Here is a 25,949-nt window from a genome sequence, read left to right on the forward strand (position 1 = left end):
CTGGGCGAGGGGTCAACGGAATTTTGCGTCGGCCTCCTTGTTGGCTGCGATCTGCTTCTCGTAGCGGTCGCCCACGGCCAGCAGCATGTCCTTGGTGAAGTACAGGTCTCCGCGCTTTTCGCCGTGGTATTCGAAGATGTCGGTCTCGACGATGGAATCGACCGGGCAGCTCTCTTCGCAGAAGCCGCAGAAGATGCACTTGGTCAGGTCGATGTCGTAGCGCGTGGTGCGGCGGCTGCCGTCTTCACGCACATCGGACTCGATGGTGATGGCCATCGCCGGGCACACGGCCTCGCAGAGCTTGCAGGCGATGCAGCGCTCTTCGCCGTTCTCGTAGCGACGCAGCGCGTGCAGGCCGCGGAAGCGGGGCGACAGCGGGGTCTTCTCTTCCGGGAACTGGACGGTGATGTTGCGCGAGAGGAAATGTCGGCCGGTCAGGGCCATGCCCTTCAGCAGCTCGGTGAGCATGAAGCTCTTGATGAAGTGTTTGACCATGGCGGCTTACTTCCAGATGTTCAGCGGCGACTGGATCCACAGGCCGACGACGACCAGCCAGATCAAGGTCACGGGAATGAAGATCTTCCAGCCCAGACGCATGATCTGGTCATAGCGGAAGCGCGGGAAGGTGGCGCGCACCCACAGGAACATCGTGACGACGAAGAAGGTCTTGCCGAACAGCCAGGCCCAGTTCCAGAAGGCCATGGTGTTCTGGATGAACTGCGGCGTCTCCATGCCCAGCAGGCTGAAGGAGATCGGTGCGCTCCAGCCGCCCAGGAACATGACGACGGCCAGGGCCGACACCAGGATCATGTTGGCGTACTCGGCCAGGAAGAACATCGCGAAGGACATGCCCGAGTACTCGATCATGTGGCCGGCCACGATTTCCGATTCGCCTTCCACCACGTCGAAGGGGTGGCGGTTGGTCTCGGCCAGGCCCGAGATGAAGTACACGACGAAGATGGGCAGCAGGGGCAGCCAGTTCCAGGACAGGAAGTTCACGCCCATCGCGGCGAAGGTGCCCTTCTCCTGCGAGGTGACGATGTCCGTCATGTTCATGCTGCCGGTGACCATGAGCACCACCACGAGCGCGAAGCCCATGGCGATTTCATAGGACACCATCTGGGCCGAGGCGCGCAGCGCGCCCAGGAATGCGTACTTCGAGTTGGAGGCCCAGCCGGCGATGATCACGCCGTAGACCTCGAGCGAGGTGATGGCCATCAGGAACAGCAGGCCAGCGTTGACGTTGGCCACCGCCGCGTCTGGGCCGAAGGGCACGACAGCCCAGGCGGCCAGGGCCGGCATGATGGTCATGATCGGGCCGAGGAAGAAGAGCCCGCGGTTGGCAGCGCTGGGGAGGATGATCTCCTTGAAGATCAGCTTCACCGCGTCGGCGATCGGGGTCAGCAGGCCGTAGGGACCCACGCGGTTGGGGCCCGGACGGATCTGCGACCAGCCGATGGCCTTGCGTTCCCACAGAGTCAGATAGGCCACGCAGAGCATCAGCGGAGCAACGACCGCGATGATCTTGAGCAGGCTCCAGACCACGGGCCAGAGTGCGCCCAGCAGGGAGGCGCCGGATTGGTAGAGGCTTTCGATCATCGCGTCACACCTTGGCAAGGGTCAGGCTGCCGAATGCGGCACCCAGGGCGGCGGTTTCCGGCAGGCCGGCGGGCACGCGCACCACGTTGGCGGGCAGCGTGGCGTCCAGGCGAGCCTTCAGACGGGCCGAACCGGCGCCGTCCTGGCTCACCTGCACCTCGGCGCCCTCGCCCAGACCCAGCTGGGTCCACAGCGCCTGGCTCACATGAGCCACGGCGGCGTTCTTGGCGTCGGTCGTCAGCTGCAGCGAAGTGGCGTGGCGCACCAGCGCGTCGGTGGCGTAGATGGGCACGTCTGCCAGGCGCTCGATGGCTGCAGCCGTGCCGAACTGCACGGCGGCGGTCGAGCGGTTGTCCAGGCGGCTGCTCAGGTCGGCATCGACGCCCAGGGCCTCGTTGCGCACCTGCTCGGAGCTCTCCTGGCCGAAGCCCTGCAGGCCCAGCAGGCTGCCCAGCACGCGCAGGATCTTCCAGCCCGGACGGGTTTCGCCCAGGGCCTTGGCCACGCCCACGAAGCTCTGCAGGCGACCCTCGGCATTGACGAAGGAGCCCGAGGTCTCGGTGAAGGGGGCCGTGGGCAGCAGCACGTCGGCGTAGTCCATGCCGGCCTTGAAGGGGCTCATCACCACGACCATCTCGGCGGCGTTGACGGCCTTCACGGCGGCGGCGGGGTTGGCGCTGTCCAGGGACGGATCGACGTTCAGCAGGATCAGGGCCTTGGCGGGCTTGCTGGAGAGCAGCTCACCAGCGTTGGCACCGCCCTGCCCCGGCACCGCGCGGACCAGCTGGGCACCCACCGTGTTGGCGGCGGCGCTCAGATAGCCAACGGCGGCGCCGGTCTCGTGGGCGATCCAGTTGGCCAGGCTCAGCAGGCTGGCGGCCTGCGGATGCTCGGCGGCGGCATTGCCCAGCAGCACGGCCTTGCGCGTGCCACCCAGCAGGCTGCTGGCGATGGCTTGCGCTTGGGCGGTGGCACTGCCGGCGGCCGGGGCGCTCACACCCTTGGCAGCGGCGACGGCGGCGGCCACATTGGCCAGCTCCTGGACCCAGGCCGACGGGGCGGCCGTGATGCGGTTCGCGACGGGCAGCAGCCAGTCGTCAGCCGAGCCATGCAGGGACGAGATCTGGGCGCCGTGGCGGGCAGCCTGGCGCAGGCGCTGCGCGAACAGCGGGTGGTCCTTGCGCAGGAAGGAGCCGATCACGAAGGCGCGGTCCAGCGAGGTCAGCGCGGCGATCGAGCTGCCCAGCCAGCGGGCCTTGCCTTCGCCTGCACCGTTGTCAAAGGCGGCGTGGCGCACGCGGTGATCGATGCTCTGGCTGCCCAGGCCGCGCACCAGCTGGCCCAGCAGGAAGAGTTCTTCCACCGTGCTGTGGGCCGAGCCCAGCGCCGCGATGCTGCTGGCGCCGTGCGTGTCCTTGATGGACTTCAGGCCGTTGGCCACGTACTCCAGGGCCACGGTCCAGTCGACGGCCTTCCACTGGCCGCCCTGCTTGATCATGGGCTGGGTCAGGCGCTGCTCGCTGTTGAGGGCCTCGTAGGAGAAGCGGTCGCGGTCGGCGATCCAGCACTCGTTGACGTCCTCGTTCTCCAGGGGCACGACGCGCATGACCTGGTTGTTCTTGACCTGGACGATCAGGTTGGCGCCGGTGGAGTCATGCGGCGACACGCTCTTGCGGCGCGACAGCTCCCAGGTGCGGGCGCTGTAGCGGAAGGGCTTGCTGGTCAGCGCGCCGACCGGGCAGACGTCGATCATGTTGCCCGAGAGCTCGGAGTCGACGGTGCGGCCCACGAAGGTCTGGATCTCGCTGTGCTCGCCGCGGTGGGCCATGCCCAGTTCCATCTTGCCGGCGATCTCCTGGCCGAAGCGCACGCAGCGGGTGCAATGGATGCACCGGCTCATTTCTTCCATCGAGACCAGCGGGCCCACGTTCTTGTGGAAGACCACGCGCTTCTCTTCGGTGTAGCGGCTCTTGCTGCCACCGTAGCCCACGGCCAGATCCTGCAGCTGGCACTCCCCGCCCTGGTCGCAGATCGGGCAATCCAGCGGGTGGTTGATCAGCAGGAACTCCATCACGCCCTGCTGGGCCTTGATGGCTTTCTCGCTCTTGGTGCGGACGATCATGCCCTGCGTGACCGGGGTCGCGCAGGCGGGCATGGGCTTCGGGGCCTTTTCCACGTCCACGAGGCACATGCGGCAGTTGGCCGCGATGGAGAGCTTCTTGTGGTAGCAGAAATGCGGGATGTAGGTGCCGGCCTTTTCAGCAGCATGCATGACCATGCTGCCTTCCTGGACCTCTACCTTCTTGCCGTCGAGTTCGATTTCAACCATGGTTCGTGTCCTGGCGTTCAGGCGGCTTTGGCGCCGGCCCGTTGTGCCTGTTCGATCTTCTGCACGAACTCGTGCTTGAAGTGCTTGATCATGGCGCGCACCGGCATCGCGGCGGCGTCGCCCAGGGCGCAGATCGTGCGGCCCTGGATGTTGTCAGCGACCGAGTTCAGCAGGTCGATGTCTTCCATGCGGCCCTGGCCGTGGGCGATGCGCTCGATCACGCGGTGCATCCAGCCCGTGCCTTCGCGGCAGGGCGTGCACTGGCCACAGGACTCGTGAGCGTAGAAGTAAGACAGGCGCAGCAGGCTGGTCACCATGTCACGCGAGTCGTCCATCACGATGACAGCGCCCGAGCCCAGCATGGAGCCGGCCTTGGCGATGGAGTCATAGTCCATCGTGCACTGCATCATCACCTCGGCCGGCAGCACCGGGGCGGACGAGCCGCCCGGGATCACGGCCTTGAGCTTGCGGCCGGTGCGCACGCCGCCGGCGAGCTCGAGCAGCTTCTCGAAGGGCGTGCCCAGCGGGATCTCGTAGTTGCCGGGCTTGTTGACGTCGCCCGAGACCGAGAAGATCTTGGTGCCGCCGTTGTTGGGCTTGCCGATCTCGAGGTAGGGCTGGCCACCGTTGCGGATGATCCAGGGCACCGCCGCGAAGGTCTCGGTGTTGTTGATGGTCGTGGGCTTGCCGTACAGGCCGAAGCTGGCCGGGAACGGCGGCTTGAAGCGCGGCTGGCCTTTCTTGCCTTCCAGCGATTCCAGCAACGCCGTCTCTTCGCCGCAGATGTAGGCGCCGAAGCCGTGGTGGGCGTGCAGCTGGAACGAGAAGTTCGAGCCGAGGATGTTGTCACCCAGCAGGCCGGCGGCACGGGCCTCTTCCAGGGCCGCCTCGAAGCGCTCGTAGACCTCGAAGATCTCGCCGTGGATATAGTTGTAGCCGACCTTGATGCCCATGGCATACGCCGCGATCGCCATCCCTTCGATGACGATGTGCGGGTTGTACATGAGGATGTCGCGGTCCTTGCAGGTGCCCGGCTCGCCTTCGTCGGAGTTGCAGACGAGGTACTTCTGGCCCGGGAACTGGCGGGGCATGAAGCTCCACTTCAGGCCCGTCGGGAAACCGGCGCCGCCACGGCCGCGAAGGCCGGAGGTCTTGACCTCGGCGATGACCTGGTCGGGGGTCAGGCCTTCACCGCCGTCCTTGCCCAGGATCTTGCGCAGCGCTGCGTAGCCGCCACGGGCTTCGTAGTCCTTGATCGACCAGTTGCTGCCGTTCAGGTCGGCGTAGATCTGCGGGCCGAGGTGGCGGCTATGGAAGCAGGTCTCGACGCCCTTGCTTTGAAACTTGGAGAGATCCAGCATGCTTGCCCTCAGTTCTTGGCGTGGGCCTTCAGCGTGTCGACGAGTTCGTCGAGGCGCTCATGGCTCATGAAGCTGCACATCTGGCGGTCGTTCACCAGCATCACCGGTGCATCTGCGCAGGCGCCCAGGCACTCGCACTTCTGCACGGTGAAGACGCCGTCAGCAGTGGTGCCGCCCTCTTCCACGCCCAGCTTGGTCAGCAGATGGTCCAGCGCTTGCTGGCCATTGCGCAGCTGGCAAGGCAGGTTGGTGCACACGTTCAGCTTGAACTTGCCGACCGGGCGCTGGTTGTACATGTTGTAGAAGGTCGTGACCTCGTACACCGCGATCGCGGGCATGCCCAGGTACTCGGCGATGGCGTCCTCGCTCTCGCGGGACACATGGCCCTGCTCCTGCTGCACGATGGCCAGGCAAGCCATCACGGCGGACTGGCGCTGCTCGGCGGGGTACTTGGCGACCTCGCGGTCGAAGCGAGCGCGGGTGGCGTCGCTGAGCTGGTAGGGAGTGCTGCTCATCGGTCAATCTCACCGAAAACGATGTCCATGGTGCCGATCACGGCGACGGCGTCGGCAATCATGTGGCCACGGGACATTTCGTCCAGGCCGGCCAGGTGGGCGAAGCCCGGGGCACGGATCTTCAGGCGGTAGGGCTTGTTGGCGCCATCGCTGACGATGTAGATACCGAACTCACCCTTGGGGTGCTCGACGGCCGCATAGGCCTCGCCCTCAGGCACGCGGAAGCCTTCGGTGAAGAGCTTGAAGTGGTGGATCAGCTCTTCCATGTTGGACTTCATGTCCACGCGGGCGGGCGGGGCCACCTTGTGGTTGTCCGTGATGACGGGGCCGGGATTGGCACGCAGCCACTTCACGCACTGCTCGACGATGCGGCAGGACTGGCGCATTTCCTCGACGCGCACCACGTAGCGGTCGTAGGTGTCACCGTTGGTGCCCACGGGGATGTCGAAGTCCATCTTGGCGTAGACATCGTAGGGCTGGCTCTTGCGGAGGTCCCAGGGGATGCCCGAACCACGCAGCATGGCGCCGGTGAAGCCCATGTTCAGGGCACGTTCAGGCGTCACCACGCCGATGCCCACAGTACGCTGCTTCCAGATCCGGTTGTCGGTCAGCAGGGTCTCGTAGTCGTCGACGTTCTTGGGGAAGCGCTTGCAGAAGTCCTCGATGAAGTCGAGCAGCGAACCCTGGCGGTTCTTGTTGAGCTCGGCAATCGTCTTGGCGTTCTTGATCTTGCTGACCTTGTACTGCGGCATGGTGTCCGGCAGATCGCGGTAGACGCCGCCCGGACGGAAGTAGGCCGCGTGCATGCGTGCGCCCGACACCGCCTCGTACATGTCGAAGATGTCCTCACGCTCGCGGAAGCAGTAGATGAGGATGTTCATCGCACCGCAGTCCAGGCCGTGACAGCCCAGCCAGAGCAGGTGGTTCAGGATGCGGGTCAGCTCGGCGAACATCACGCGGATGTACTGCGCGCGCTCCGGCACCTCCAGCCCCAGCATCTTCTCGATGGCCAGGCAGTAGGCGTGCTCGTTGGCCATCATCGACACGTAGTCGAGGCGGTCCATGTAGGGCAGCGACTGGATGTAGGTCTTGCTCTCGGCCAGCTTCTCGGTGGCGCGGTGCAGCAGGCCGATGTGCGGGTCGGCGCGCTGGATCACTTCACCGTCGAGTTCCAGCACCAGACGCAGCACACCGTGCGCGGCCGGGTGTTGGGGACCGAAGTTGAGGGTGTAGTTCTTGATGTCGGCCATTTGGATTAGATCCCGCCGTAGTTGTCTTCACGGATCACGCGCGGCGTGATCTCACGCGGCTCGATGGTCACCGGCTGGTAGATGACGCGCTTCTGCTCGGCGTCGTAGCGCATCTCGACATGCCCGGTGGTCGGGAAGTCCTTGCGCATGGGGTGGCCGATGAAGCCGTAGTCCGTCAGGATGCGGCGCAGGTCCTCGTGGCCTTCGAAGATGATGCCGTACATGTCGAAGGCTTCGCGCTCGAACCAGTTGGCCGAGTTCCAGATCGGCGTGACCGAGGCGACGCAGGGGAAGTCGTCGTTGGCGGCCAGCACCTTGAGGCGCAGGCGCCAGTTCTTGGCCACCGACAGCAGGTGCGAGACGGCGGCGAAGCGCGGCCCTTCGTAGGCGCCTTCGCCGTAGCTGCTGTAGTCCACGCCGCAGAGGTCGATCAGCTGCTCGAAGCGCAGCTCGGAGTGGTCACGCAGGGTCTTGGCGACGGCGGCGTAGTGCTCGGGCGCGACGCGGATGGTGATCTCACCGAACTCGCGCTTGAGGTCGAGGATCTGCTCGCCCAGCACCTTTTCCAGGGTGGCCTGCAGGGTGTCGAGTTTCATGGTCATGGAGCCCTGCCCTCTTCAGCGTGCGATGGTGTTTTCGCGGCGGATCTTGGCCTGCAGCTGCAGGATGCCGTACAGCAGCGCCTCGGCGGTGGGCGGACAGCCCGGCACGTAGACGTCCACCGGCACGATGCGGTCGCAGCCGCGCACGACGGAATAGCTGTAGTGGTAGTAGCCGCCGCCATTGGCGCACGAGCCCATGGACAGGACCCAGCGCGGCTCGGCCATCTGGTCGTAGACCTTGCGCAGGGCCGGCGCCATCTTGTTGCACAGCGTGCCGGCCACGATCATCAGGTCGGACTGACGCGGGCTCGGGCGGAACAGCATGCCAAAGCGGTCGATGTCATAGCGCGCCGCACCGGCGTGCATCATCTCGACCGCACAGCAGGCCAGACCGAAGGTCATGGGCCACAGAGAACCGGTCTTGGACCAGTTGATCAGCTTGTCGACCGAGGTGGTGACGAAGCCTTCCTTCAAAACGCCTTCAATACCCATAGCACGCTGCTTTCATTCTGTCTGCCCGCCTTCGGGCCGAGCGCCGGACCAGACTCAACAAGTCGTCAAGCCGGACCGCTTGCCAGCCGCAGGCTGGCGTCCCCTCGGAGGACCGCCCAGCGCCGAGCGCTGGACGAGGGGCCAAGTCACTCCCAATCGAGAGCGCCCTTCTTCCACTCGTAGGCAAAGCCCACGACCAGGATGCCCAGGAAAACCATCATCGCCCAGAAACCTGTCGCCCCGATTTCACGCAGGGTCACGGCCCAGGGGAAGAGGAAGGCGATTTCCAGATCGAACAGGATGAAGAGAATGGCCACGAGGTAGTAGCGCACATCGAACTTCATGCGCGCGTCTTCAAAGGCCTCGAAGCCGCATTCGTAGGGGGAGTTCTTGGCCTGATCCGGCCGGTTGGGTCCGAGGAGGTAGCCCAGGATCTGGGGCGCTATACCCACCACTGCGCCGACCAGAATGAAGAGGATGACGGGGAGGTACTGTTCCAGACTCACAGCTTTGCTCTCGGTTGCGCCGATGCTCGCGGCCTCCAGGCCGAAGGGCATCGACAGAGTCGACAAAAGCAACGGGCGCGCCGCTGGCGATAGGAAATCGCTCACGGACCGCGCCCGGCTTGTCCCTTAGCAGGTTCGATCTTGCGACCACCCCTGCCACAGGGCGCTTCAACCAGGATCGCTTGCACACCATCGGGCTCCAACCCGGGGATGTTAACGCACGACCTCGATTGAGGAATTTGGTGCCGACGGCGAGACTCGAACTCGCACAGCTTTCGCCACTACCCCCTCAAGATAGCGTGTCTACCAATTTCACCACGTCGGCGGTTTTTGCTGTCTGGTAGCGTGAGGAATTGCGTTCCAGACAGCCTCGAATTCTATACCGAAAAATTCGCCCTTCAGAGAGAAACAGCGGATTTTTGCGATGCAGGCGGATTGATCTGCGACAGACTTTCCACCCGCCTCCCGGCAGGCAGAGGGACAGGTCTTGCCTCCCTGCCCTGCCGGGCCTTCACGACTGGGGCTCAGTGGCTGGCTGCAGATGCCGCCGGCTGGGCAGCCACAGGGGCCTCGGGAATGGCTGCAGCGCCAGAAGCGGCGGGGGCCGGCGCAGGCGCGCTGGCGGGAGCGGCACGCTCCAGCAGGCTGTCCTGGGGCATGGCGGCGTCACGGTGGCTGCCGAAATAGGCCAGACCCAGGGTGCAGACGAAGAACAGCGTGGCGCAGATGGCCGTGCTGCGCGACAGGAAGTTGGCGCTGCCGGTAGCACCGAACAGGCTGCCGGAGGCACCGCTGCCGAAGGAGGCGCCCATGTCGGCGCCCTTGCCGTGCTGCACCAGCACCAGGCCGATCATGACCAGCGCGCTCAGCAGCTGGACCACGAGGATCAGGTTCATCAGGACTTGCATTCGTATCTCCAAATCGAATCAGCCGCCCAGCCCCTCATGGGCAGGCGCACAGGAAAAGCACTCTTGAGCCTCAGCCCGCCGCGCGGCAGATGGCCGAGAAGTCCGCCGCCTTCAGGGCGGCACCGCCGATCAGGCCGCCATCGATGTCCGCCTGGGCGAACAGCTGCGCGGCATTGTCGGCCTTGACGCTGCCACCGTAGAGGATGCGCATGGCATCCGCCTTCTGCGTGGCGGCGCGCAGCTGCTGGCGCAGCACCGCATGTACGGCCTGCGCCTGCTCGGGCGTGGCCGTGAGGCCCGTGCCGATGGCCCACACCGGTTCGTAGGCCAGCACGATCTCGCCGATGCAGTGCGTCAGCGTGTGGATCACCGCGGCCAGCTGGCGCTTGACCACATGCTCGGTCTGGCCGGCTTCGCGCTCGGCCAGGGTCTCGCCCACGCACACGATGGGCGTGATGCCGTGGGCCAGCGCCGCCTTGGCCTTGTCAGCCACCAGCTGGTCGCTTTCCTGGTGATAGGCGCGGCGCTCGGAGTGCCCGACGATGGCGTAGCGGCAGCCGACGTCTGCCAGCATGGCCGAGGACACCTCGCCCGTGTAGGCCCCCTGCTCATGCGCCGAGCAGTCCTGCGAACCGTAGGCGATCTGCGTGCCCGTCAGGGCCAGGGCCGTCTCGGTGATGTAGGGGAATGGCACGCACACGGCCACATCGGCCGTCCAGGGGCCGGCTTCCTTCAGGCCGCTCAGCAACAGGGCGTTCGAGGCCCGGCTGCCATGCATCTTCCAGTTGCCAACGACCAGCTTCTTGCGCATGAATAACCTCGTGAAACTCACCAGACCAGGACGATCTTGCCCACATGCTCGCCCGATTCCATCAGGGCATGGGCTTGCGCCGCCTGGTCGGCAGGCAGTTGTTGATAGATGACCGGCGCAATCGTGCGCGAGGCCAGCAGGGGCCACACCCGCTCCTTCAAGGCACGGGCGATGCCCGCCTTGAAGGCCAGAGAGCGCGGACGCAGGGTCGAGCCGCTGATCGTCAAGCGGCGACGCAAGACCTGACCCGCATCGAACTCAGCCTTGACCCCGCCCTGCACCGCGATGATGACCATGCGGCCATCATCGGCCAGGCACTGCACGCCGCGGGCCACGTAATCACCCGCGACCATGTCCAGGATGACGTCCACACCCCGCCCCTGCGTGGCCGCCTTCACCTCCGCGACGAAGTCCTGCTCGCGGTAGTTGATGGCGACGTCCGCACCCAGCTGCAGGCAGGCCTGGGCCTTGGCCGAGCTGCCCACGGTCACGAGGACGCGGGCACCGAAGGCCTTGGCCAGCTGGATGGCGGTAACGCCGATGCCGCTGCTGCCGCCATGGACGAGGATGCTTTCGCCGGCCTTCAGCGAGGCCCGCTCGAAGACATTGCTCCACACGGTGAAGAAGGTCTCCGGCAGGCTGGCCGCCTCGGCCATGCTCCAGCCCTCAGGCACAGGCAGGCATTGCTCGACGGGCGCCACACAGCGCTCGGCATAGCCGCCACCGGCCACCAGCGCGCAGACGGCATCGCCCACGCGCAGGCCCGCAGCGGCCAGCGCCGCCTCGTCACCCGAAACGATGCGGCCCGCCACCTCCAGCCCCGGCAAGGGGCTGGCACCCACCGGCGGCGGATAGGCACCCTTGCGCTGCAGCACATCAGGGCGGTTGATGCCATAGGCCTCGACCGCGATGAGGCACTCCCCTGCCCCGGCCTGAGGCTCGGGCAGGGTCTGCAGCTGCAGGACCTCGGGTCCGCCGGGCTGGCTGATGGCGATGGCGCGCATGCCGCTGGGCTCGATCAATGCAGGAGGACGTCGTCCGGCTGGCAATTACTCGCCAGCGGGCTCGGCGGCAGGAGCAGCATCGCGGTCGATCAGGGCCTTCATCGACAGCTTGATGCGGCCCTTTTCGTCGGTCTCCAGGACCTTGACCTTGACCACTTGGCCTTCCTTCAGGAAGTCCGTGACCTTCTCGACGCGCTGGTGGGCGATCTGGCTGATGTGCAGCAGGCCGTCCTTGCCGGGCAGCAGGTTCACCAGGGCACCGAAGTCCAGGATCTTGGTGATGGGGCCTTCGTAGACCTTGCCCACTTCCACTTCGGCGGTGATTTCCTCGATGCGCTTCTTGGCAGCGGCAGCGCGGTCGGCGTCGGTGGAGGCGATGGTGATGGTGCCGTCTTCGCCGATGTCGATCTGGGTGCCGGTCTCTTCGGTCAGCGCACGGATGGTGGCGCCGCCCTTGCCGATCACGTCGCGGATCTTCTCGGGGTTGATCTTCATGGTGTACAGACGCGGAGCGAACTGCGACACCTCGGTCTTGGCGCCGCCGACGGCGTCGACCATGGCACCCAGGATGTGCAGGCGGGCTTCCTTGGCCTGAGCCAGCGCGACCTGCATGATTTCCTTGGTGATGCCCTGGATCTTGATGTCCATCTGCAGGGCGGTGATGCCACCGGTCGTGCCGGCCACCTTGAAGTCCATGTCGCCCAGGTGATCTTCGTCACCCAGGATGTCCGTCAGCACGGCGAAGCGGTTGCCGTCCTTGATCAGGCCCATGGCGATGCCGGCCACGTGGGCCTTCAGGGGCACGCCGGCGTCCATCAGCGACAGGCAGCCGCCGCAAACGGAAGCCATCGAGGAGGAGCCGTTGGACTCGGTGATCTCGGAGACCACGCGGATGGAGTACGGGAACTCTTCCTTGGTCGGCAGCACGGCCACCAGGGCGCGCTTGGCCAGACGGCCATGGCCGATCTCGCGGCGCTTGGGGCTGCCCACGCGGCCGGTCTCGCCGGTGGCGAACGGGGGCATGTTGTAGTGCAGCATGAAGCGCTCGCTGTACTCGCCGGCCAGCGCGTCGATGGTCTGGGAATCACGCTCGGTGCCCAGGGTGGCTGCGACCAGGGCCTGCGTCTCACCACGGGTGAACAGCGAGGAGCCGTGAGCACGCGGCAGCACGCCGGAGCGGATCTCGATGGGGCGCACGGTACGGGTGTCGCGACCGTCGATGCGGGGCTCGCCGGCCAGGATCTGGCTGCGCACGATGCGGGCTTCGATCTCGAACAGCAGGCCGTCCACTTCGACGCTGTCGAAGGCCACGCCTTCAGCGGTCAGGGCGTCCTTGACCTTGGCATAGGCCTCGCGGCAGGCCTGGGTACGGGCCTGCTTGGAACGGATCTGGTAGGCGGCACGCAGGGCCTCTTCAGCCAGGCCGGTGACCTTGGCGATGAAGGGCTCGTCCTTGGCGGGCGCGGTCCAGTTCCACACGGGCTTGCCGGCTTCCTTCACCAGCTCGTGGATCGCGTTGATGGCGATCTGGCCTTGCTGGTGGCCGTAGACCACAGCGCCCAGCATGATGTCTTCGCTGAGCTGGTCGGCTTCGGACTCGACCATCAGCACGGCGGCTTCGGTGCCAGCCACCACCAGGTCCATCTTGGACTCGGTCAGCTGGGTCTTGCCCGGGTTCAGCACGTACTCGCCGTTGATGTAGCCCACGCGGGCGGCACCGATGGGGCCATTGAAGGGGATGCCGGAGACGGCCAGCGCAGCGCTGGTGGCGATCATGGCGGCGATGTCGGCCTGGACTTCGGGGTTCAAGGACACCACGTGCACCACGACTTGCACTTCATTGAAGAAGCCTTCGGGGAACAGCGGGCGGATGGGGCGGTCGATCAGGCGGCTGGTCAGGGTCTCCAGCTCGCTGGGGCGGCCTTCACGCTTGAAGAAGCTGCCGGGGATCTTGCCGGCGGCGTAGGTCTTCTCGATGTAGTCGACGGTCAGGGGGAAGAAGTCCTGGCCGGGCTTGGGTTCGTTCTTGGCGACGACCGTGGCCAGCACCACGGTGTCATCGATGTTCACCAGCACGGCACCGGTGGATTGACGGGCGATCTCGCCGGTCTCCATGGTGACGGTGTGGGGGCCCCATTGGAAGGTCTTGGTGACCTTGTTGAACATGCTCATGTGCATCTCCTGGATTACAAAACAGTGCTTGCGGCGCACTGCGAAACCGGGAGTGGGGCTGAGTCTGGCGCGATGCCATTCCAGGGTGATTTGCTCAGGGCTTCAGCCCTGCAAACCGCCTTGGAATGACACATCCGCCACGTCAGCTCGACTCCAACAGCGAACAACAAAAAACAAAGAGCCTGTGCTGGCTTGAAAGTCCAGACAGGCTCTTTGGTGTCATGGGCGAATTACTTGCGCAGGCCCAGCTTCTGGATCAGGGCGGTGTAGCGAGCCGCGTCCTTGTTCTTCAGGTAGGCCAGCAGGCTCTTGCGCTGGTTGACCATCTTCAGCAGACCGCGACGGCCGTGGTGGTCCTTGGCGTGGGTCTTGAAGTGGGGGGTCAGCTCGTTGATGCGAGCGGTCAGCAGGGCCACTTGGACTTCGGGGGAGCCCGTGTCGTTGGCGCTGCGTGCGTTGGCCTTGACGATTTCGGCCTTGTTCAGATCGGCGACTGCCATGATGCGTTCCTTCAAAGGGGAAGCCGCTGGCAGGACAGACCCACGCAGACGGTTTCCGGTTCTGGACTTGCGGACACAGGTGAAACCTACCCATGCCGTGCTGAGATTCCGCCTCTCCTCTTCCACAAAAGGCAAAGGGAAGACGCGAAACCGCCGGAGTATAGCGCACTTGAGCAGGGGCAAGCCAGCCACCCGCCCGTGCATCAGCGGCGAGCCCGGCACCCGCACGACCGGTGCGTCCGGCACGGGCAGCGTCTCGAAGCCACGCCAGGGGCCGGTGACGGCGGCGCTCACGGCAGCCGCTCCGCCCCTCCCCAGGGGCACAGCAGGGCGGGGGCGCCGCGCAGAACTGCACTGAAGCTCAGCAGTGAGCCCCTGAAGTGACCCTGGCCATGCCGCGCGCAGTCCGTCAACCCCGTCCACTTTGGCACCCAGCCGTGGAAGCCAGCGAACAACGCGAAGAGCGAGCCGGCCACCCGCGCCTCGGCCCTGGAGCAGGCGGTGCGGTGCTCGGCGCGGCGAGGCCCAGGGGGCTTTCTAGAGCGCCGGGGAAACGGGCCGGCGCTGCGGGCCTGCAGGCGCCCTGCTCTGACCCCGTGAGGCGACGTTCGCGGCGGCACTGCGGGCCTGCTCCAGCTCGCGCAGCACCGCCGCACAGGCGGCCGGTGTCGCATAGCCCTGGATCCGGACCCTCGCCGTGCCGCATTCGAGGCGCAAGCCTCGCGCATCCACCTGCATTCCCAAGCAGGCCAGTGGCAGGTTGACGACGCTCAGTCGCGACCCGCGTCTCTTGGCCACCTCCAGCCAGCCATGCCGCAGCGTCAGCACTGCACGATCCGCTCCATGGCGCGCATGCTGCGCAAAGGCCAGGGCCATCGCTACCGTCTGCAGCAGGGCAAAGACCAGGGGCCAAGGGCTGCCATAGGCCGCGAAGCCGAGGCCGGCCACCAGGCCGAGGGCGCAAGGCAGCGCACAGCCCGCGAGCAGCTGGAGGGGCCGCAGGGAGCCGTTGCGCCCCAGCTTCCAGCGCCGTGGCGGCTCAGGCGCCGCGGGTGAGGTCGGCCAAGCCGGGGCGGACGCGCTCGGCATCATTGCTCCGATCGGACGGGAAGCCCGCCTCAGAAAAACTCGGCCGCCCGCAACGCGCCGACGCCCCTTGGGTCGATGACGCACTGTTCGAGCGACAGGTCCGCGACTTCAAGGCGTCGGGGATGGGTCAAGAAGCGCAAGAGGACCTATGGCACATGGAATCGCAGGCAAGAAGAAGGCCAAAAGGCCGCAGGCCGCCAAGTGCCGGGCCGCGGCCTGTGCGGGATCAGCGCTGGCGATTGGCGTCGTCGCGCGTCACGCCCTTGTCACGGCTGGGGCTTTCCTGGCGACGGCTGCTCTCTTCGTCACGGCTGGCCTGGTGGCCGCGCTGGTCGTCCTGCTTGCGCTGCGGGTCCTGGCCTCGCGAAGCGCCCGCGTCATTGCGCTGGCCTGAGGGGTTCGGGGTTTGCGTGGGCATGGTCGTACTCCTGTGAAGTTGAGGGAATCGGCGACTGCCGACGCCCTCCTCGGGCAATGCCTATGCCTGCGTTCCCATGCACCTCGAAGCGCCGTGCGTGCCTCTTGTTGCCGCAAGCACTGCCCGATCTGGCAAGGCTTGCAGCTTCAAACATTCAGAAGTCGCCGCGAGGCCACGAACGCGTGCCCATGCACCCTGGCAGGCATTGGCGGCCCTTGCATGCCGCCGCTTTCATCATGGCTAAGCTGGCGCATGTGAGCGCCATTCCTGCCTTTTCAAGGGCTTCGCCAGCCTTTGCTGCCGCAGCTCAAAAAATCGTTGTGCGCAACGCGCCAGGCCCTTGAAAGCACGGCCAGGACTCATAAGTTGGCTGCATGGGGACAGCCCCCGAACCTTGAACCCAGCCATCAGGAGGCCCTATGTTTCTCGTGCCCACTTCCCGCCAAGCCCATGACCTGTCCCGCAGCCTGGAACGCCTGTTCGACGACAGCTTCGGCAATGTCTTCGGCCAGGACGCTCGCGAACTGAGTCAGGCGCTGCGCAGCCCCGCGCTGGACGTCAGCGAAACCGACAGTGCCTACACCGTGAAGCTCGAGATGCCGGGTGTGCCCAAGGAAGCGGTGAAGATCACCGTGGATGGTCGTCGCATCAGTGTCGAGGCCGAACAGAACAAGGATGAGGAGAAGAAGGACGGCGAGCGCGTGCTGTACCGTGAGCGTTCGGTGTCCCGCTTCTCGCGCAGCTTCAGCCTGCCGCAGGAGATCAGCGAGTCAGACTCCAGCGCACGCATGGAGCATGGCGTGCTGACGCTGACCCTGGCCAAGCGCCAGGCCAAGGGCGGTGCCCGCCTGACGGTCAGCTGATGCGGGGATGAGCGCGGCTGCCGGGCCCCAGGCTCAGGCAGCCGACAAGTCCCAGCGTGGCCGCACGCCGAAGCCGCCGTCCTCGCGCAGGCGAGCCGTGCCGCGCTGCAGCCGCATGGCGGCGGCCATGGCGATCATGGCGCCGTTGTCGGTGCACAGGCTCAGCTCCGGGTAATGCACCCGCACGCCGCGCTTCACGCAGGCCGTATTCAGCTCGGTCCGCAACAAGGCGTTGGCACCCACGCCGCCCGCCACCACCAGGCGCTTGAGGCCGGTGTTCCGCAGCGCCAGCAGCGACTTCTTCACCAGCACCTCGACGATGGCGGCCTGCGTGCTGGCCGCCAGATCGGCGCGCTGCTGCTCGCTGGGGGCGTCGCCCAGCTTCTTGACCTGTGTCAGCACGGCGGTCTTGAGACCGGCGAAGCTGAAGTCCGGCTTGCCGCTGTGCAGCAGGGGGCGCGGCAGCTCAAAGGCATCCGCCCTGCCCTGCTCCGCCAGCTTCGAGAGATGCGGACCGCCGGGATAGGGCAGCCCGAGCAGCTTCGCGCTCTTGTCGAAGGCTTCCCCCGCGGCGTCGTCGATCGTCTCGCCCAGGATTTCGTACTGGCCGACTTCGTCCACCCGCATCAGCTGGGTATGCCCGCCCGAAACCAGCAGTGCGACGAAAGGGAACTCCGGCGGATCGGCCGAGAGAAAGGGCGACAGCAGGTGGCCCTCCAGGTGATGCACGCCCACGGCGGGCTTGCCCAGCGCCGCGGCCAGCGACACGGCCACGCCCGCCCCCACCAGCAGAGCCCCAGCAAGACCTGGCCCCTCGGTGTAGGCGATCACGTCCACGTCCTGCAGGCCCAGCTGGGCCTGCGCCAGGACCTCGCGGCTCAACGGCAGCACGCGGCGGATATGGTCCCGCGAGGCCAGCTCAGGCACCACGCCGCCATAGGCCTGATGCATGGCGATCTGGCTGTGCAGCGCCTGGGCCAGCAGCTTCGGCATGCCAGGCTGCCCGGCCGGAGGGAGCTCGACCAGGGCCACCCCGGTCTCGTCGCAGGAGGATTCAAAGCCCAGGACCCGCATGCTCAGTGCTTTTCCTTGGCGTGGTTGATCGAGTACTTGGGAATCTCGACCGACACGTCCTTCTGGCCCAGGATGGCCTGGCAGGACAGTCGCGAATTGGGTTCCAGACCCCAGGCACGGTCCAGCATGTCCTCCTCGCCCTCCTCCATCTCGGACAGCGAGGCAAAGCCCTCACGCACGATCACATGGCAGGTGGTGCAGGCGCAGACCTGGTCGCAGGCATGTTCGATCTCGATGCCGTTGTCCAGCAGGGCCTCGCAGATGGACGTGCCCGCAGGCGCGCTCACCTCGGCGCCCTCGGGGCAGTACTCGGCATGGGGCAGGATCTTGATGATGGGCATGACGGTCTCTCGATGTTCTGTTCAGGGGGCAGGCGCAGCACTCACATCTGGTCGATGCTGCGGCCGGCCAGGGCCTGCTGGATGCCACGGTTCATGCGGGCGGCCGCAAAGGCCTCGGTGCCCTTGGCGAGCCGCTCCACGCCCTCGGTGATGGCCGCGGCATCGTCACCGGCCGCCAGGGTCTGAAGGGCCGCGAGCAGGGCCTCGATCTCGACACGCTCGCCCGCATGGAGCAGGTCACCGTCTGCCGCCAGCGCGGACAGCGTCGCCAGGTGCATGCGCTCGGCCTCCACCTGGGCCTCGCGCAGGCTGCGGGCCTGCATGTCGGCCTCGGCGCTGGCGAAGCCGTCCTTGAGCATCTGGGCGATCTGCTCGTCCGCCAAGCCATAGCTGGGCTTGACCTGCACGGCCGCCTCCACGCCGGAGCCCAGCTCCTTGGCCGAGACGCTCAGCAGGCCGTCGGCATCCACCTGGAAACTGACGCGGATGCGCGCCGCACCAGCTGCCATCGGCGGGATGCCGCGCAGCTCGAAGCGCGCCAGCGAGCGGCACTCGCTCACCAGCTCGCGCTCGCCCTGCAGCACGTGGATGGCCATGGCGGTCTGGCCGTCCTTGAAGGTCGTGAAGTCCTGGGCCTTGGCGATGGGGATGGTGGCGTTGCGCTCGATCACGCGCTCCACCAGGCCGCCCATGGTCTCGAGACCCAGGGACAGGGGAATCACGTCCAGCAGCAGGATCTCGCCATCGGCAGAGTTGCCGGCCAGCTGGTTGGCCTGCACGGCCGCACCGAGGGCCACGACCTCGTCCGGGTTCAGGTTGGTCAGCACCTCGCGACCGAAGAGCTGGCTCACCGCGGCGCGCACCGCCGGCATGCGGGTGGAACCGCCCACCATCACCGTGCCCTGCACTTCATCCGGCTTGACGCGGGCGTCGCGCAGCACGCGGCGCACGGAAGCCAGGGTGCGGTCGACCAGAGGCTTGGTGAGGGACTGGAACTGCTCGCGGCTCACCGCCACGTCCAGTTGGCCCGCGTCGAGGGTGGCCTGCAGCTGCACCTGGGTCTCGGCAGAGAGCTGCTCCTTGGCCGCTCGCGCGGCCACCAGCACGGCACGCTTGTCATGGGGGGTGCTGAGTTTGAAGCCTGCCTGGGCCAGAGCCCAGTCGGCCAGCGCATGGTCGAAGTCGTCGCCGCCCAGAGCTGCATCGCCGCCCGTGGCCACCACCTCGAAGACGCCGCGGGTCAGGCGCAGCAGGGAAATGTCGAAGGTGCCGCCGCCCAGGTCATAGACCGCATAGAGGCCCTCGGCGCCGTTGTCCAGGCCGTAGGCGATGGCGGCCGCGGTGGGCTCGTTGATCAGGCGCAGCACCTTGAGGCCGGCCAGCTGTGCGGCGTCCTTGGTGGCCTGACGCTGGGCGTCGTCGAAATAGGCGGGGACGGTGATCACGGCGCCGAAGAGGTCGTCCGCAAACGTGTCCTCGGCCCGGTAGCGCAAGGTGGCAAGGATCTCGGCGGACACCTCCACCGGCGTCTTGGGACCTTCGCGCGTCAGCAGGCTGAGCATGCCCGGCGTGTCCTCGAACTGGTAGGGGAGCTTCTCGCGGCCCTGGACGTCCTGGACGCCGCGGCCCATGAAACGCTTCACCGAGACGATGGTGTTGAGCGGATCCTCCGCCTGTGCCGCCAAGGCCGCCGCACCGATCTGGCGGCGGCCGCCTTCGAGGTAGCGCACGGCCGAGGGCAGGATCACGCGCCCTTCGTCATCTGGCAGGCACTCCGCCACGCCGTGGCGCACGGCGGCCACCAGGGAATGCGTGGTACCGAGGTCGATGCCCACGGCGATGCGACGCTCGTGCGGATTGGGCGAGGCGCCGGGTTCGGAGATCTGCAGCAGGGCCATGGAGGTCAGGGGATCAGGTTTGTTCTTGTTGTGGACAGCAATGCACGTGAGGCACGGGGGCGAGGGCCGACTCAGTATTGTTCCAGGGCTTCGAGCCGGCGGTCGATATCGGAGCGGAAGCGGGCGACGAACATCAGGGCACGCACGCAGTGGGCGGCGGCCTCGGCATCGCCCTGCTCGTCCAGCAGGCGGCCCGCCTCGCGCAGCAGCTCGGTCTCGCGATCCGCGACCTCGGCATCCAGGGACTGCACGGCCTCCAGCGTCTGGGCTTCATCGAGGGCCTCACGCCATGCCATCTGCTCCATCAGGAAGCTGGCCGGCATGCGGGTGTTCTCATGTTCCTTCAGGGCTGCGCCGCGCAGTTCGCAGAGATAGGCGGCACGCTTGAGCGGATCGCGCAGGCGCTGATGGGCCTCGTTGACCCTCAGCGCCCACTGCATGGCGCGGCGCTGGGCGGCCGCGCCTTCGCTGGCATAGCGGTCCGGGTGGACCTGGGCGGCCAAGGCCTTCCAGCGCGACTCGATCTCATCGCGGGACTGCGCAAAGCGCGGCACAAGGCCGAACAGCGCGAAATCGTCGTCAGCGAGATTCATGCATCCATTCCTTCCATCAGCCCTGCCAGCAGCCCGCGCCGTGCCTGGCACCTGAAGCACAAAAGGCGCGAGATCGCCCGCGCCCTTGCCAACCTGCCCGGGTGCTCAGACCCGGAAGGATTCACCGCAGCCGCAGCGATCCTTCTCGCGCGGGTTGCGGAACTTGAAGCCTTCGTTGAGGCCCTCGCGCACAAAGTCCAGCTCCGTGCCGTCAAGGTAGGGCAGGCTCTTGGGATCGACCAGCACCTTCACGCCGTGGCCCTCGAAGATCACGTCTTCAGGGGCGATCTCGTCGGCATATTCCAGCTTGTAGGCCAGGCCCGAGCAGCCCGTGGTCTTGACGCCCAGTCGCACGCCCACGCCCTTGCCACGCTTGGAGATGTAGCGCGTCACATGGCGTGCGGCGGCTTCGGTCAGGGTGACTGCCATCGTCGCTCGTCCTTGCTCAGTTGCCGTGCTTGGCGCGGTAGTCGTCCACGGCTGCCTTGATGGCGTCCTCGGCCAGGATGGAGCAATGGATCTTCACCGGCGGCAGCGCCAGTTCCTCGGCGATCTGCGTGTTCTTGATGGACAGGGCCTGGTCCAGGCTCTTTCCCTTGACCCACTCGGTCACCAGGGAGCTGGAGGCAATGGCGGAGCCGCAGCCGTAGGTCTTGAACTTGGCGTCCTCGATCAGGCCCGTGGCCGGGTTGACCTTGATCTGCAGCTTCATCACGTCGCCGCAGGCAGGTGCGCCCACCATGCCGGTGCCCACGGTGTCATCGCCCTTCTCGAAGGAGCCGACGTTGCGGGGGTTTTCGTAGTGGTCAACGACCTTTTCGCTGTATGCCATGGTATCTCTCCAACGATCTGTATGTCTGGAACTGCCTCGGTGCAGCGCTCAGTGGGCGGCCCACTGGATGGTGCTGAGGTCCACGCCGTCCTGGTACATCTCCCACAGCGGCGAGAGTTCGCGCAGCTTGGCCACGTTCTGGCGGATGGTGTCGATGGCGTAGTCGATGTCCGCCTCGGTCGTGAAGCGGCCGAAGGTCATGCGCAGGGAGGAATGGGCCAGCTCGTCGCTGCGACCCAGAGCGCGCAGCACATAGCTGGGCTCGAGGCTGGCCGAAGTGCAGGCCGAGCCCGAGGACACGGCGATGCCCTTGATGCCCATGATCAAGGACTCACCCTCCACGAAATTGAAGGACATGTTCAGGTTGTGCGGCACACGGCGCTCGAGATCGCCGTTGACGAACACTTGTTCGACGTCCGACAGGCCGCGCAGCAGGCGTTGCTGCAAGCCGCGAATGCGCTCGCGCTCGGCGCCCATCTCTTCCTTGGCGATGCGGAAGGCCTCGCCCATGCCCACGATCTGGTGCGTGGGCAAGGTGCCGGAGCGCATGCCGCGCTCATGCCCGCCACCGTGCATCTGCGCCTCGATACGGATGCGCGGCTTGCGGCGCACATAAAGGGCGCCGATGCCCTTGGGACCGTAGGTCTTGTGCGAAGCCAGGCTCATCAGGTCCACGGGGAGCGTGGCCAGGTCGATGTCCACCTTGCCGGTGGCCTGCGCGGCGTCGACGTGGAAGATCACGCCCCGCTCACGGCACAGGGCGCCGAGCGTGGGGATGTCCTGGATCACGCCGATCTCGTTGTTGACGAACATGACCGAGGCCAGGATGGTGTCCGGGCGCAGGGCGGCCTTGAAGGCCTCCAGGTCGACCAGGCCATTTTCCTGGACATCGAGGTACGTCACCTCGAAACCCTGGCGCTCCAGCTCGCGGCACACATCCAGCACGGCCTTGTGCTCGGTCTTCACGGTGATGATGTGCTTGCCGCGGGACTGGTAGAAGTGGGCGGCGCCCTTCAGCGCGAGGTTGTTGGACTCCGTCGCGCCGGAGGTCCAGACGATCTCGCGAGGGTCGGCGCCGATCAGGGCCGCGACCTGCTCGCGGGCCTTCTCATTGGCCGCCTCGGCTTCCCAACCCCAGGCATGACTGCGCGAGGCGGCATTGCCGAAATGCTCGCGCAACCAGGGGATCATGGCGTCCACGACGCGCGGATCGACCGGGGTGGTCGCGCCATAGTCCAGATAGATGGGGAAATGAGGGGTCATGTCCATGGTGAGGGGCTGGCGACGGGGGCTGGCTAGCAGGAAATTTCGGGAAATGGCTTACTTCGTCAGGGCGCTGTTGCCCAGGGCGAAGACGGAATTCGGGGCGGTGATGCGGATGGGCTTCACCACGGGCGCCGAGGAGATGGCACGCTTGATCGGCGCTTCCTCGATGGTCACGCCCTTGGCGAGCTGGTCGTCCACCAGCTTGCGCAGCGAGACGGAATCCAGGTACTCGATCATCTTGGCGTTGAGGCTGGTCCAGAGCTCGTGCGTGATGCAGCGGCCGGTGTCCTCTCCCATACAGTTTTCCTTGCCACCGCAGCCGGTGGCATCGATGGGTTCGTCCACGGCGACGATGATGTCCGCCACGGTGATCTCGTCGGACTTGCGACCGAGGGAATAGCCGCCGCCGGGGCCGCGGGTGCTCTCGACCAGCTCATGCCGGCGCAGCTTCCCGAACAGCTGCTCCAGGTAGGAGAGGGAAATCTGCTGCCGCTGACTGATGGCCGCCAAGGCGACCGGGCCGCTGTTTTCACGCAGAGCCAAGTCAATCATCGCGGTGACGGCGAAACGACCTTTGGTGGTAAGACGCATGCAACTCTCCTTCGGCCTTTCGACCATGAGCCTGCTCGGACACCAGGCAGAACCCAAAGGAATTCTGGGTTAACCCTGGCCTATTTCCGAGCATTTTACTCAATTATCGGGAGCTTCATCCGCCGGTCGCTGCACTGCAGCAGAAAAGCCCTGGCTTTGAAGGGCTTTCAGTGCCCTGGCCCTGTGCTCAGCAGCCTTGTGGCAGCCGTTCAGCCAGCGCCCTGGCCAAAGGCTCGCAGGCTGCCTCGACCAGGTCCAGCACTGCCTCAAAGGCGTCAGCGCCCCCGTAGTACGGGTCCGGCACGTCCTGCCCGCCAAGGCCCGGCGCATGGTCCAGCAGCAGCTCCAGCTTGTGCCGCTGGCCCGTCGGGCAACGCTGTTGCAGCGCCCGGAGGTGGCCGCGGTCCATGGCCAGGATGAGGTCGGCTTGCTCGAAATCAAGCGCCTGCACGGCCCGGGCGCGCTGAGCGGAGAGATCGTAGCCGCGCCGACTGGCGTGAGCCTGACTGCGCGGATCGGGGGCCTCACCCGTGTGCCAAGCCTGGATGCCGGCCGAATCCACCCGCACCCTGTGCGCCAGGCCCAGCGCCTGCAGATGGTGCTGCAGCACGCCCTCGGCCGTCGGCGAGCGGCAGATGTTGCCTGTGCAGACCATCAGCACTGACAGCCCTCGCTGCTGCCCCGCCTTCATTTGCGCCCGGTGTCGATGGGCACGACGTTGTCGTGGTGGGCCCCGCCAAAGACCTGTTCGCGCAGCTGCGCCAGCTGGTCGCGCACGCGGGCGGCCTTCTCGAACTCGAGGTTGCGGGCGTGCTCCAGCATCTGTTTCTCCAGCTGGGTGATGCGCTTACTGAGATCCTTCTCGCTCAGTTCCTCGAGCTCCTCCACCATGCCCAGCTTCTGGTCGTCCTTGCCGCCCTTGTCGGAGTAGACACCGTCGATGAGGTCGCGGATGCGCTTGCGCACGCCTCGCGGCACGATGCCGTGCTCGGTGTTGAAGGCCACCTGCTTGGCGCGGCGGCGCTCGGTCTCGTCGATGGCCCGGCGCATGGAGTCGGTGATCCTGTCCGCATACAGGATGGCCTTGCCGTTCAGGTTGCGTGCCGCACGGCCGATGGTCTGGATCAGGCTGCGCTCGGAGCGCAGAAAGCCTTCCTTGTCGGCATCCAGGATGGCCACGAGGGACACCTCGGGGATGTCCAGGCCTTCCCGCAGCAGGTTGATGCCCACCAGCACGTCGAAGGCGCCCAGGCGCAGGTCGCGCAGGATCTCCACGCGCTCCACGGTGTCCACGTCCGAGTGCATGTAGCGGACCTTGACGCCGTTGTCGCTGAGGTAGTCGGTGAGCTGCTCCGCCATGCGCTTGGTCAGGGTGGTGATCAGCACCCGCTCGCCGACGTCGACCCGGTCGCGAATCTCCTGCAGCACGTCATCCACCTGATGGGTCGCGGGGCGCACCTCGACGATGGGGTCCACCAGGCCCGTGGGGCGCACCACCTGCTCGACCACCTGGCCGGCATGCTGCTTCTCGTAGTCCGCCGGCGTGGCGGACACAAAGACGGCCTGGCGCATCTTGCGCTCGAATTCCTGGAACTTCAGCGGGCGGTTGTCCAGGGCCGAGGGCAGGCGGAAGCCGAACTCCACCAGCGTGGTCTTGCGTGCACGGTCGCCGTTGTACATGCCGCCGAACTGGCCCAGGGTCACGTGGCTCTCGTCGACGAACATGATGGCGTCGGGCGGCAGGTAGTCGACCAGCGTGGGCGGCGGCTCCCCCGGCGCGGCCTGGGACAGATGCCGCGTGTAGTTCTCGATGCCCTTGCAATGGCCCACCTCGGTGAGCATCTCCAGGTCGAAGCGGGTGCGCTGCTCGATGCGCTGAGCCTCCACCAGCTTGCCGTCGGCAATGAACTGCCCCACGCGCTCGCGCAGCTCCTCCTTGATGGTCTCCACCGCAGCCAGCACCCGCTCGCGGGGCGTCACGTAATGGCTGGAGGGGTAGACGGTGAAACGCGGGATCTTCTGCCGGATCTGGCCGGTGAGCGGGTCGAAGAGCTGCAGGGTCTCGACCTCGTCATCGAAGAGCTCGATGCGCAGCGCCAGCTCGGAATGCTCGGCCGGGAAGACGTCGATGGTGTCGCCGCGCACACGGAAGTGCCCGCGCTGGAACTCCATCTCGTTGCGCTGGTACTGCATGCGGATCAACTGGGCGATGACGTCACGCTGGCCCATGGTGTCCCCCACGCGCAGCGTCATGACCATCTGGTGGTAGTCGCTGGGGTTGCCGATGCCGTAGATCGCCGAGACCGAGGCCACGATCACCACGTCCCGCCGCTCGAGCAGACTCTTGGTGCAGGACAGGCGCAGCTGCTCGATCTGCTCGTTGATCGCGCTGTCCTTCTCGATGAAAAGGTCGCGCTGGGGCACATAGGCCTCGGGCTGGTAGTAGTCGTAGTAGCTGACGAAGTACTCGACGGCGTTCCTGGGGAAGAACTCCCGCATCTCGCTGTAGAGCTGGGCCGCCAGGGTCTTGTTGTGGGCGAAGACGATGGCCGGCCGCCCCAGGCGGGCGATCACATTGGCCATCGTGAAGGTCTTGCCCGACCCTGTCACCCCGAGCAGGGTCTGGAAACTGAGGCCATCGTGTATGCCTTCGACCAGTTGTGCGATCGCCGTGGGCTGGTCCCCGCCTGGCGGGAAAGGCTGGAAGAGCTGGAACGGCGAGCCTTCGAATGTGACGAATTCACCCTTGGGCAAGTCGTCGTTTTCCTCGGGGGCGTCGGGGGCAATGGCGGAGCTGGACATCGGGGATTCCCTGAGATTGGACGCCCGCGGCCCCTAGAATTCCAGGGTCTGGCAGCGCCTCGAACCCGACAGCGTAGCGCAGACCGCTTCCGCTCGCAGCGAAGCACCCGCGAGCCTCATGCCACCGTCCTGT

Annotated in this window: 27 protein-coding genes and 1 tRNA gene; 1 reads left to right on the forward strand and 27 read right to left on the reverse strand. The window is 66.3% G+C overall.

Annotated features, from left to right (window positions below):
- Positions 1-12: 12 nt before the first annotated feature.
- From nuoI to ABDJ40_RS14230, 17 genes are all read right to left on the reverse strand, one after another.
- Complete coding sequence (gene nuoI / locus ABDJ40_RS14150) at positions 13-495, reverse strand: NADH-quinone oxidoreductase subunit NuoI (protein ID WP_183104608.1); 483 nt, start codon at positions 493-495, stop codon at positions 13-15.
- 6 nt (positions 496-501) lie between these two features.
- Positions 502-1,599: an NADH-quinone oxidoreductase subunit NuoH gene (nuoH, locus tag ABDJ40_RS14155; protein ID WP_347610742.1), complete on the reverse strand. Its 1,098-nt coding sequence runs from the start codon at positions 1,597-1,599 to the stop codon at positions 502-504.
- Positions 1,600-1,603: 4 nt separating this feature from the next.
- Positions 1,604-3,928, reverse strand: coding sequence for an NADH-quinone oxidoreductase subunit NuoG (gene nuoG / locus ABDJ40_RS14160; protein ID WP_347610744.1), 2,325 nt, complete (start codon positions 3,926-3,928; stop codon positions 1,604-1,606).
- 17 nt (positions 3,929-3,945) lie between these two features.
- Positions 3,946-5,289, reverse strand: a complete 1,344-nt coding sequence (gene nuoF, locus ABDJ40_RS14165) for an NADH-quinone oxidoreductase subunit NuoF (RefSeq protein WP_347610746.1) — start codon at positions 5,287-5,289, stop codon at positions 3,946-3,948.
- 8 nt (positions 5,290-5,297) lie between these two features.
- Positions 5,298-5,804 carry an NADH-quinone oxidoreductase subunit NuoE gene (nuoE, locus tag ABDJ40_RS14170; RefSeq protein WP_347610748.1) on the reverse strand — a complete coding sequence of 169 codons (507 nt, stop codon included), beginning with the start codon at positions 5,802-5,804 and terminating at the stop codon, positions 5,298-5,300.
- Positions 5,801-7,054 carry an NADH-quinone oxidoreductase subunit D gene (locus ABDJ40_RS14175; RefSeq protein WP_183104603.1) on the reverse strand — a complete coding sequence of 418 codons (1,254 nt, stop codon included), beginning with the start codon at positions 7,052-7,054 and terminating at the stop codon, positions 5,801-5,803. The genes nuoE and ABDJ40_RS14175 overlap by 4 nt, the downstream gene beginning before the upstream one ends.
- Before the next feature lie 5 nt (positions 7,055-7,059).
- Complete coding sequence (locus ABDJ40_RS14180; protein ID WP_347610751.1) at positions 7,060-7,656, reverse strand: NADH-quinone oxidoreductase subunit C; 597 nt, start codon at positions 7,654-7,656, stop codon at positions 7,060-7,062.
- A gap of 15 nt (positions 7,657-7,671) precedes the next feature.
- Positions 7,672-8,148: a NuoB/complex I 20 kDa subunit family protein gene (locus ABDJ40_RS14185; RefSeq protein ID WP_046113908.1), complete on the reverse strand. Its 477-nt coding sequence runs from the start codon at positions 8,146-8,148 to the stop codon at positions 7,672-7,674.
- A gap of 146 nt (positions 8,149-8,294) precedes the next feature.
- The gene (locus tag ABDJ40_RS14190) at positions 8,295-8,654 is read right to left on the reverse strand and encodes an NADH-quinone oxidoreductase subunit A (RefSeq protein WP_183104601.1); all 360 of its coding nucleotides are present in this window, start codon (positions 8,652-8,654) and stop codon (positions 8,295-8,297) included.
- Between the two features lie 240 nt (positions 8,655-8,894).
- Positions 8,895-8,979 (reverse strand) — tRNA-Leu (locus tag ABDJ40_RS14195).
- A 199-nt stretch (positions 8,980-9,178) separates the two neighbouring features.
- Complete coding sequence (gene secG, locus ABDJ40_RS14200; RefSeq protein ID WP_347610754.1) at positions 9,179-9,562, reverse strand: preprotein translocase subunit SecG; 384 nt, start codon at positions 9,560-9,562, stop codon at positions 9,179-9,181.
- Between the two features lie 70 nt (positions 9,563-9,632).
- Entirely contained in the window at positions 9,633-10,373 is a 741-nt protein-coding gene (gene tpiA, locus ABDJ40_RS14205; protein WP_347610756.1) for a triose-phosphate isomerase, read from the reverse strand.
- Positions 10,374-10,390: 17 nt separating this feature from the next.
- The gene (locus ABDJ40_RS14210) at positions 10,391-11,377 is read right to left on the reverse strand and encodes an NAD(P)H-quinone oxidoreductase (protein WP_347610758.1); all 987 of its coding nucleotides are present in this window, start codon (positions 11,375-11,377) and stop codon (positions 10,391-10,393) included.
- Between the two features lie 45 nt (positions 11,378-11,422).
- A complete protein-coding gene (gene pnp, locus ABDJ40_RS14215) occupies positions 11,423-13,549 on the reverse strand; it encodes a polyribonucleotide nucleotidyltransferase (protein ID WP_347610760.1) in 2,127 nt (708 codons plus the stop codon).
- Between the two features lie 230 nt (positions 13,550-13,779).
- Positions 13,780-14,049 carry a 30S ribosomal protein S15 gene (rpsO, locus tag ABDJ40_RS14220; RefSeq protein ID WP_183104596.1) on the reverse strand — a complete coding sequence of 90 codons (270 nt, stop codon included), beginning with the start codon at positions 14,047-14,049 and terminating at the stop codon, positions 13,780-13,782.
- 537 nt (positions 14,050-14,586) lie between these two features.
- The gene (locus ABDJ40_RS14225) at positions 14,587-15,138 is read right to left on the reverse strand and encodes a DUF2244 domain-containing protein (protein ID WP_347610763.1); all 552 of its coding nucleotides are present in this window, start codon (positions 15,136-15,138) and stop codon (positions 14,587-14,589) included.
- A 226-nt stretch (positions 15,139-15,364) separates the two neighbouring features.
- Positions 15,365-15,556, reverse strand: coding sequence for a hypothetical protein (locus tag ABDJ40_RS14230; protein WP_347610765.1), 192 nt, complete (start codon positions 15,554-15,556; stop codon positions 15,365-15,367).
- Positions 15,557-15,975: 419 nt separating this feature from the next.
- Between ABDJ40_RS14230 and ABDJ40_RS14235 the strand changes: the two genes are divergently transcribed.
- Positions 15,976-16,419 (forward strand): Hsp20/alpha crystallin family protein, encoded by a 444-nt coding sequence (locus tag ABDJ40_RS14235; RefSeq protein WP_347610767.1) that lies wholly within the window; start codon positions 15,976-15,978, stop codon positions 16,417-16,419.
- A 33-nt stretch (positions 16,420-16,452) separates the two neighbouring features.
- On the opposite strand, the gene tsaD is transcribed toward ABDJ40_RS14235, so the two are convergent.
- From tsaD to uvrB, 10 genes are all read right to left on the reverse strand, one after another.
- Complete coding sequence (tsaD, locus tag ABDJ40_RS14240) at positions 16,453-17,493, reverse strand: tRNA (adenosine(37)-N6)-threonylcarbamoyltransferase complex transferase subunit TsaD (protein ID WP_347610769.1); 1,041 nt, start codon at positions 17,491-17,493, stop codon at positions 16,453-16,455.
- Between the two features lie 2 nt (positions 17,494-17,495).
- Positions 17,496-17,834: an ISC system 2Fe-2S type ferredoxin gene (gene fdx, locus ABDJ40_RS14245; protein WP_183104591.1), complete on the reverse strand. Its 339-nt coding sequence runs from the start codon at positions 17,832-17,834 to the stop codon at positions 17,496-17,498.
- 41 nt (positions 17,835-17,875) lie between these two features.
- Complete coding sequence (hscA, locus tag ABDJ40_RS14250; RefSeq protein ID WP_347610772.1) at positions 17,876-19,732, reverse strand: Fe-S protein assembly chaperone HscA; 1,857 nt, start codon at positions 19,730-19,732, stop codon at positions 17,876-17,878.
- 71 nt (positions 19,733-19,803) lie between these two features.
- Positions 19,804-20,325 (reverse strand): Fe-S protein assembly co-chaperone HscB, encoded by a 522-nt coding sequence (gene hscB / locus ABDJ40_RS14255; RefSeq protein ID WP_347610774.1) that lies wholly within the window; start codon positions 20,323-20,325, stop codon positions 19,804-19,806.
- A 105-nt stretch (positions 20,326-20,430) separates the two neighbouring features.
- Positions 20,431-20,754, reverse strand: a complete 324-nt coding sequence (iscA, locus tag ABDJ40_RS14260) for an iron-sulfur cluster assembly protein IscA (protein WP_183104588.1) — start codon at positions 20,752-20,754, stop codon at positions 20,431-20,433.
- Positions 20,755-20,770: 16 nt separating this feature from the next.
- Complete coding sequence (iscU, locus tag ABDJ40_RS14265) at positions 20,771-21,157, reverse strand: Fe-S cluster assembly scaffold IscU (RefSeq protein ID WP_183104587.1); 387 nt, start codon at positions 21,155-21,157, stop codon at positions 20,771-20,773.
- Between the two features lie 48 nt (positions 21,158-21,205).
- Entirely contained in the window at positions 21,206-22,426 is a 1,221-nt protein-coding gene (locus tag ABDJ40_RS14270) for an IscS subfamily cysteine desulfurase (protein ID WP_269633039.1), read from the reverse strand.
- 51 nt (positions 22,427-22,477) lie between these two features.
- Complete coding sequence (gene iscR / locus ABDJ40_RS14275) at positions 22,478-23,014, reverse strand: Fe-S cluster assembly transcriptional regulator IscR (protein WP_269633040.1); 537 nt, start codon at positions 23,012-23,014, stop codon at positions 22,478-22,480.
- 187 nt (positions 23,015-23,201) lie between these two features.
- Positions 23,202-23,669 (reverse strand): low molecular weight protein-tyrosine-phosphatase, encoded by a 468-nt coding sequence (locus ABDJ40_RS14280; protein ID WP_347611081.1) that lies wholly within the window; start codon positions 23,667-23,669, stop codon positions 23,202-23,204.
- Positions 23,670-23,701: 32 nt separating this feature from the next.
- Positions 23,702-25,816, reverse strand: coding sequence for an excinuclease ABC subunit UvrB (gene uvrB, locus ABDJ40_RS14285; protein WP_347610778.1), 2,115 nt, complete (start codon positions 25,814-25,816; stop codon positions 23,702-23,704).
- Positions 25,817-25,949 lie beyond the last annotated feature (133 nt).

The organism is Roseateles flavus (assembly GCF_039872765.1).
Taxonomy (GTDB): domain Bacteria; phylum Pseudomonadota; class Gammaproteobacteria; order Burkholderiales; family Burkholderiaceae_C; genus Roseateles_B; species Roseateles_B flavus.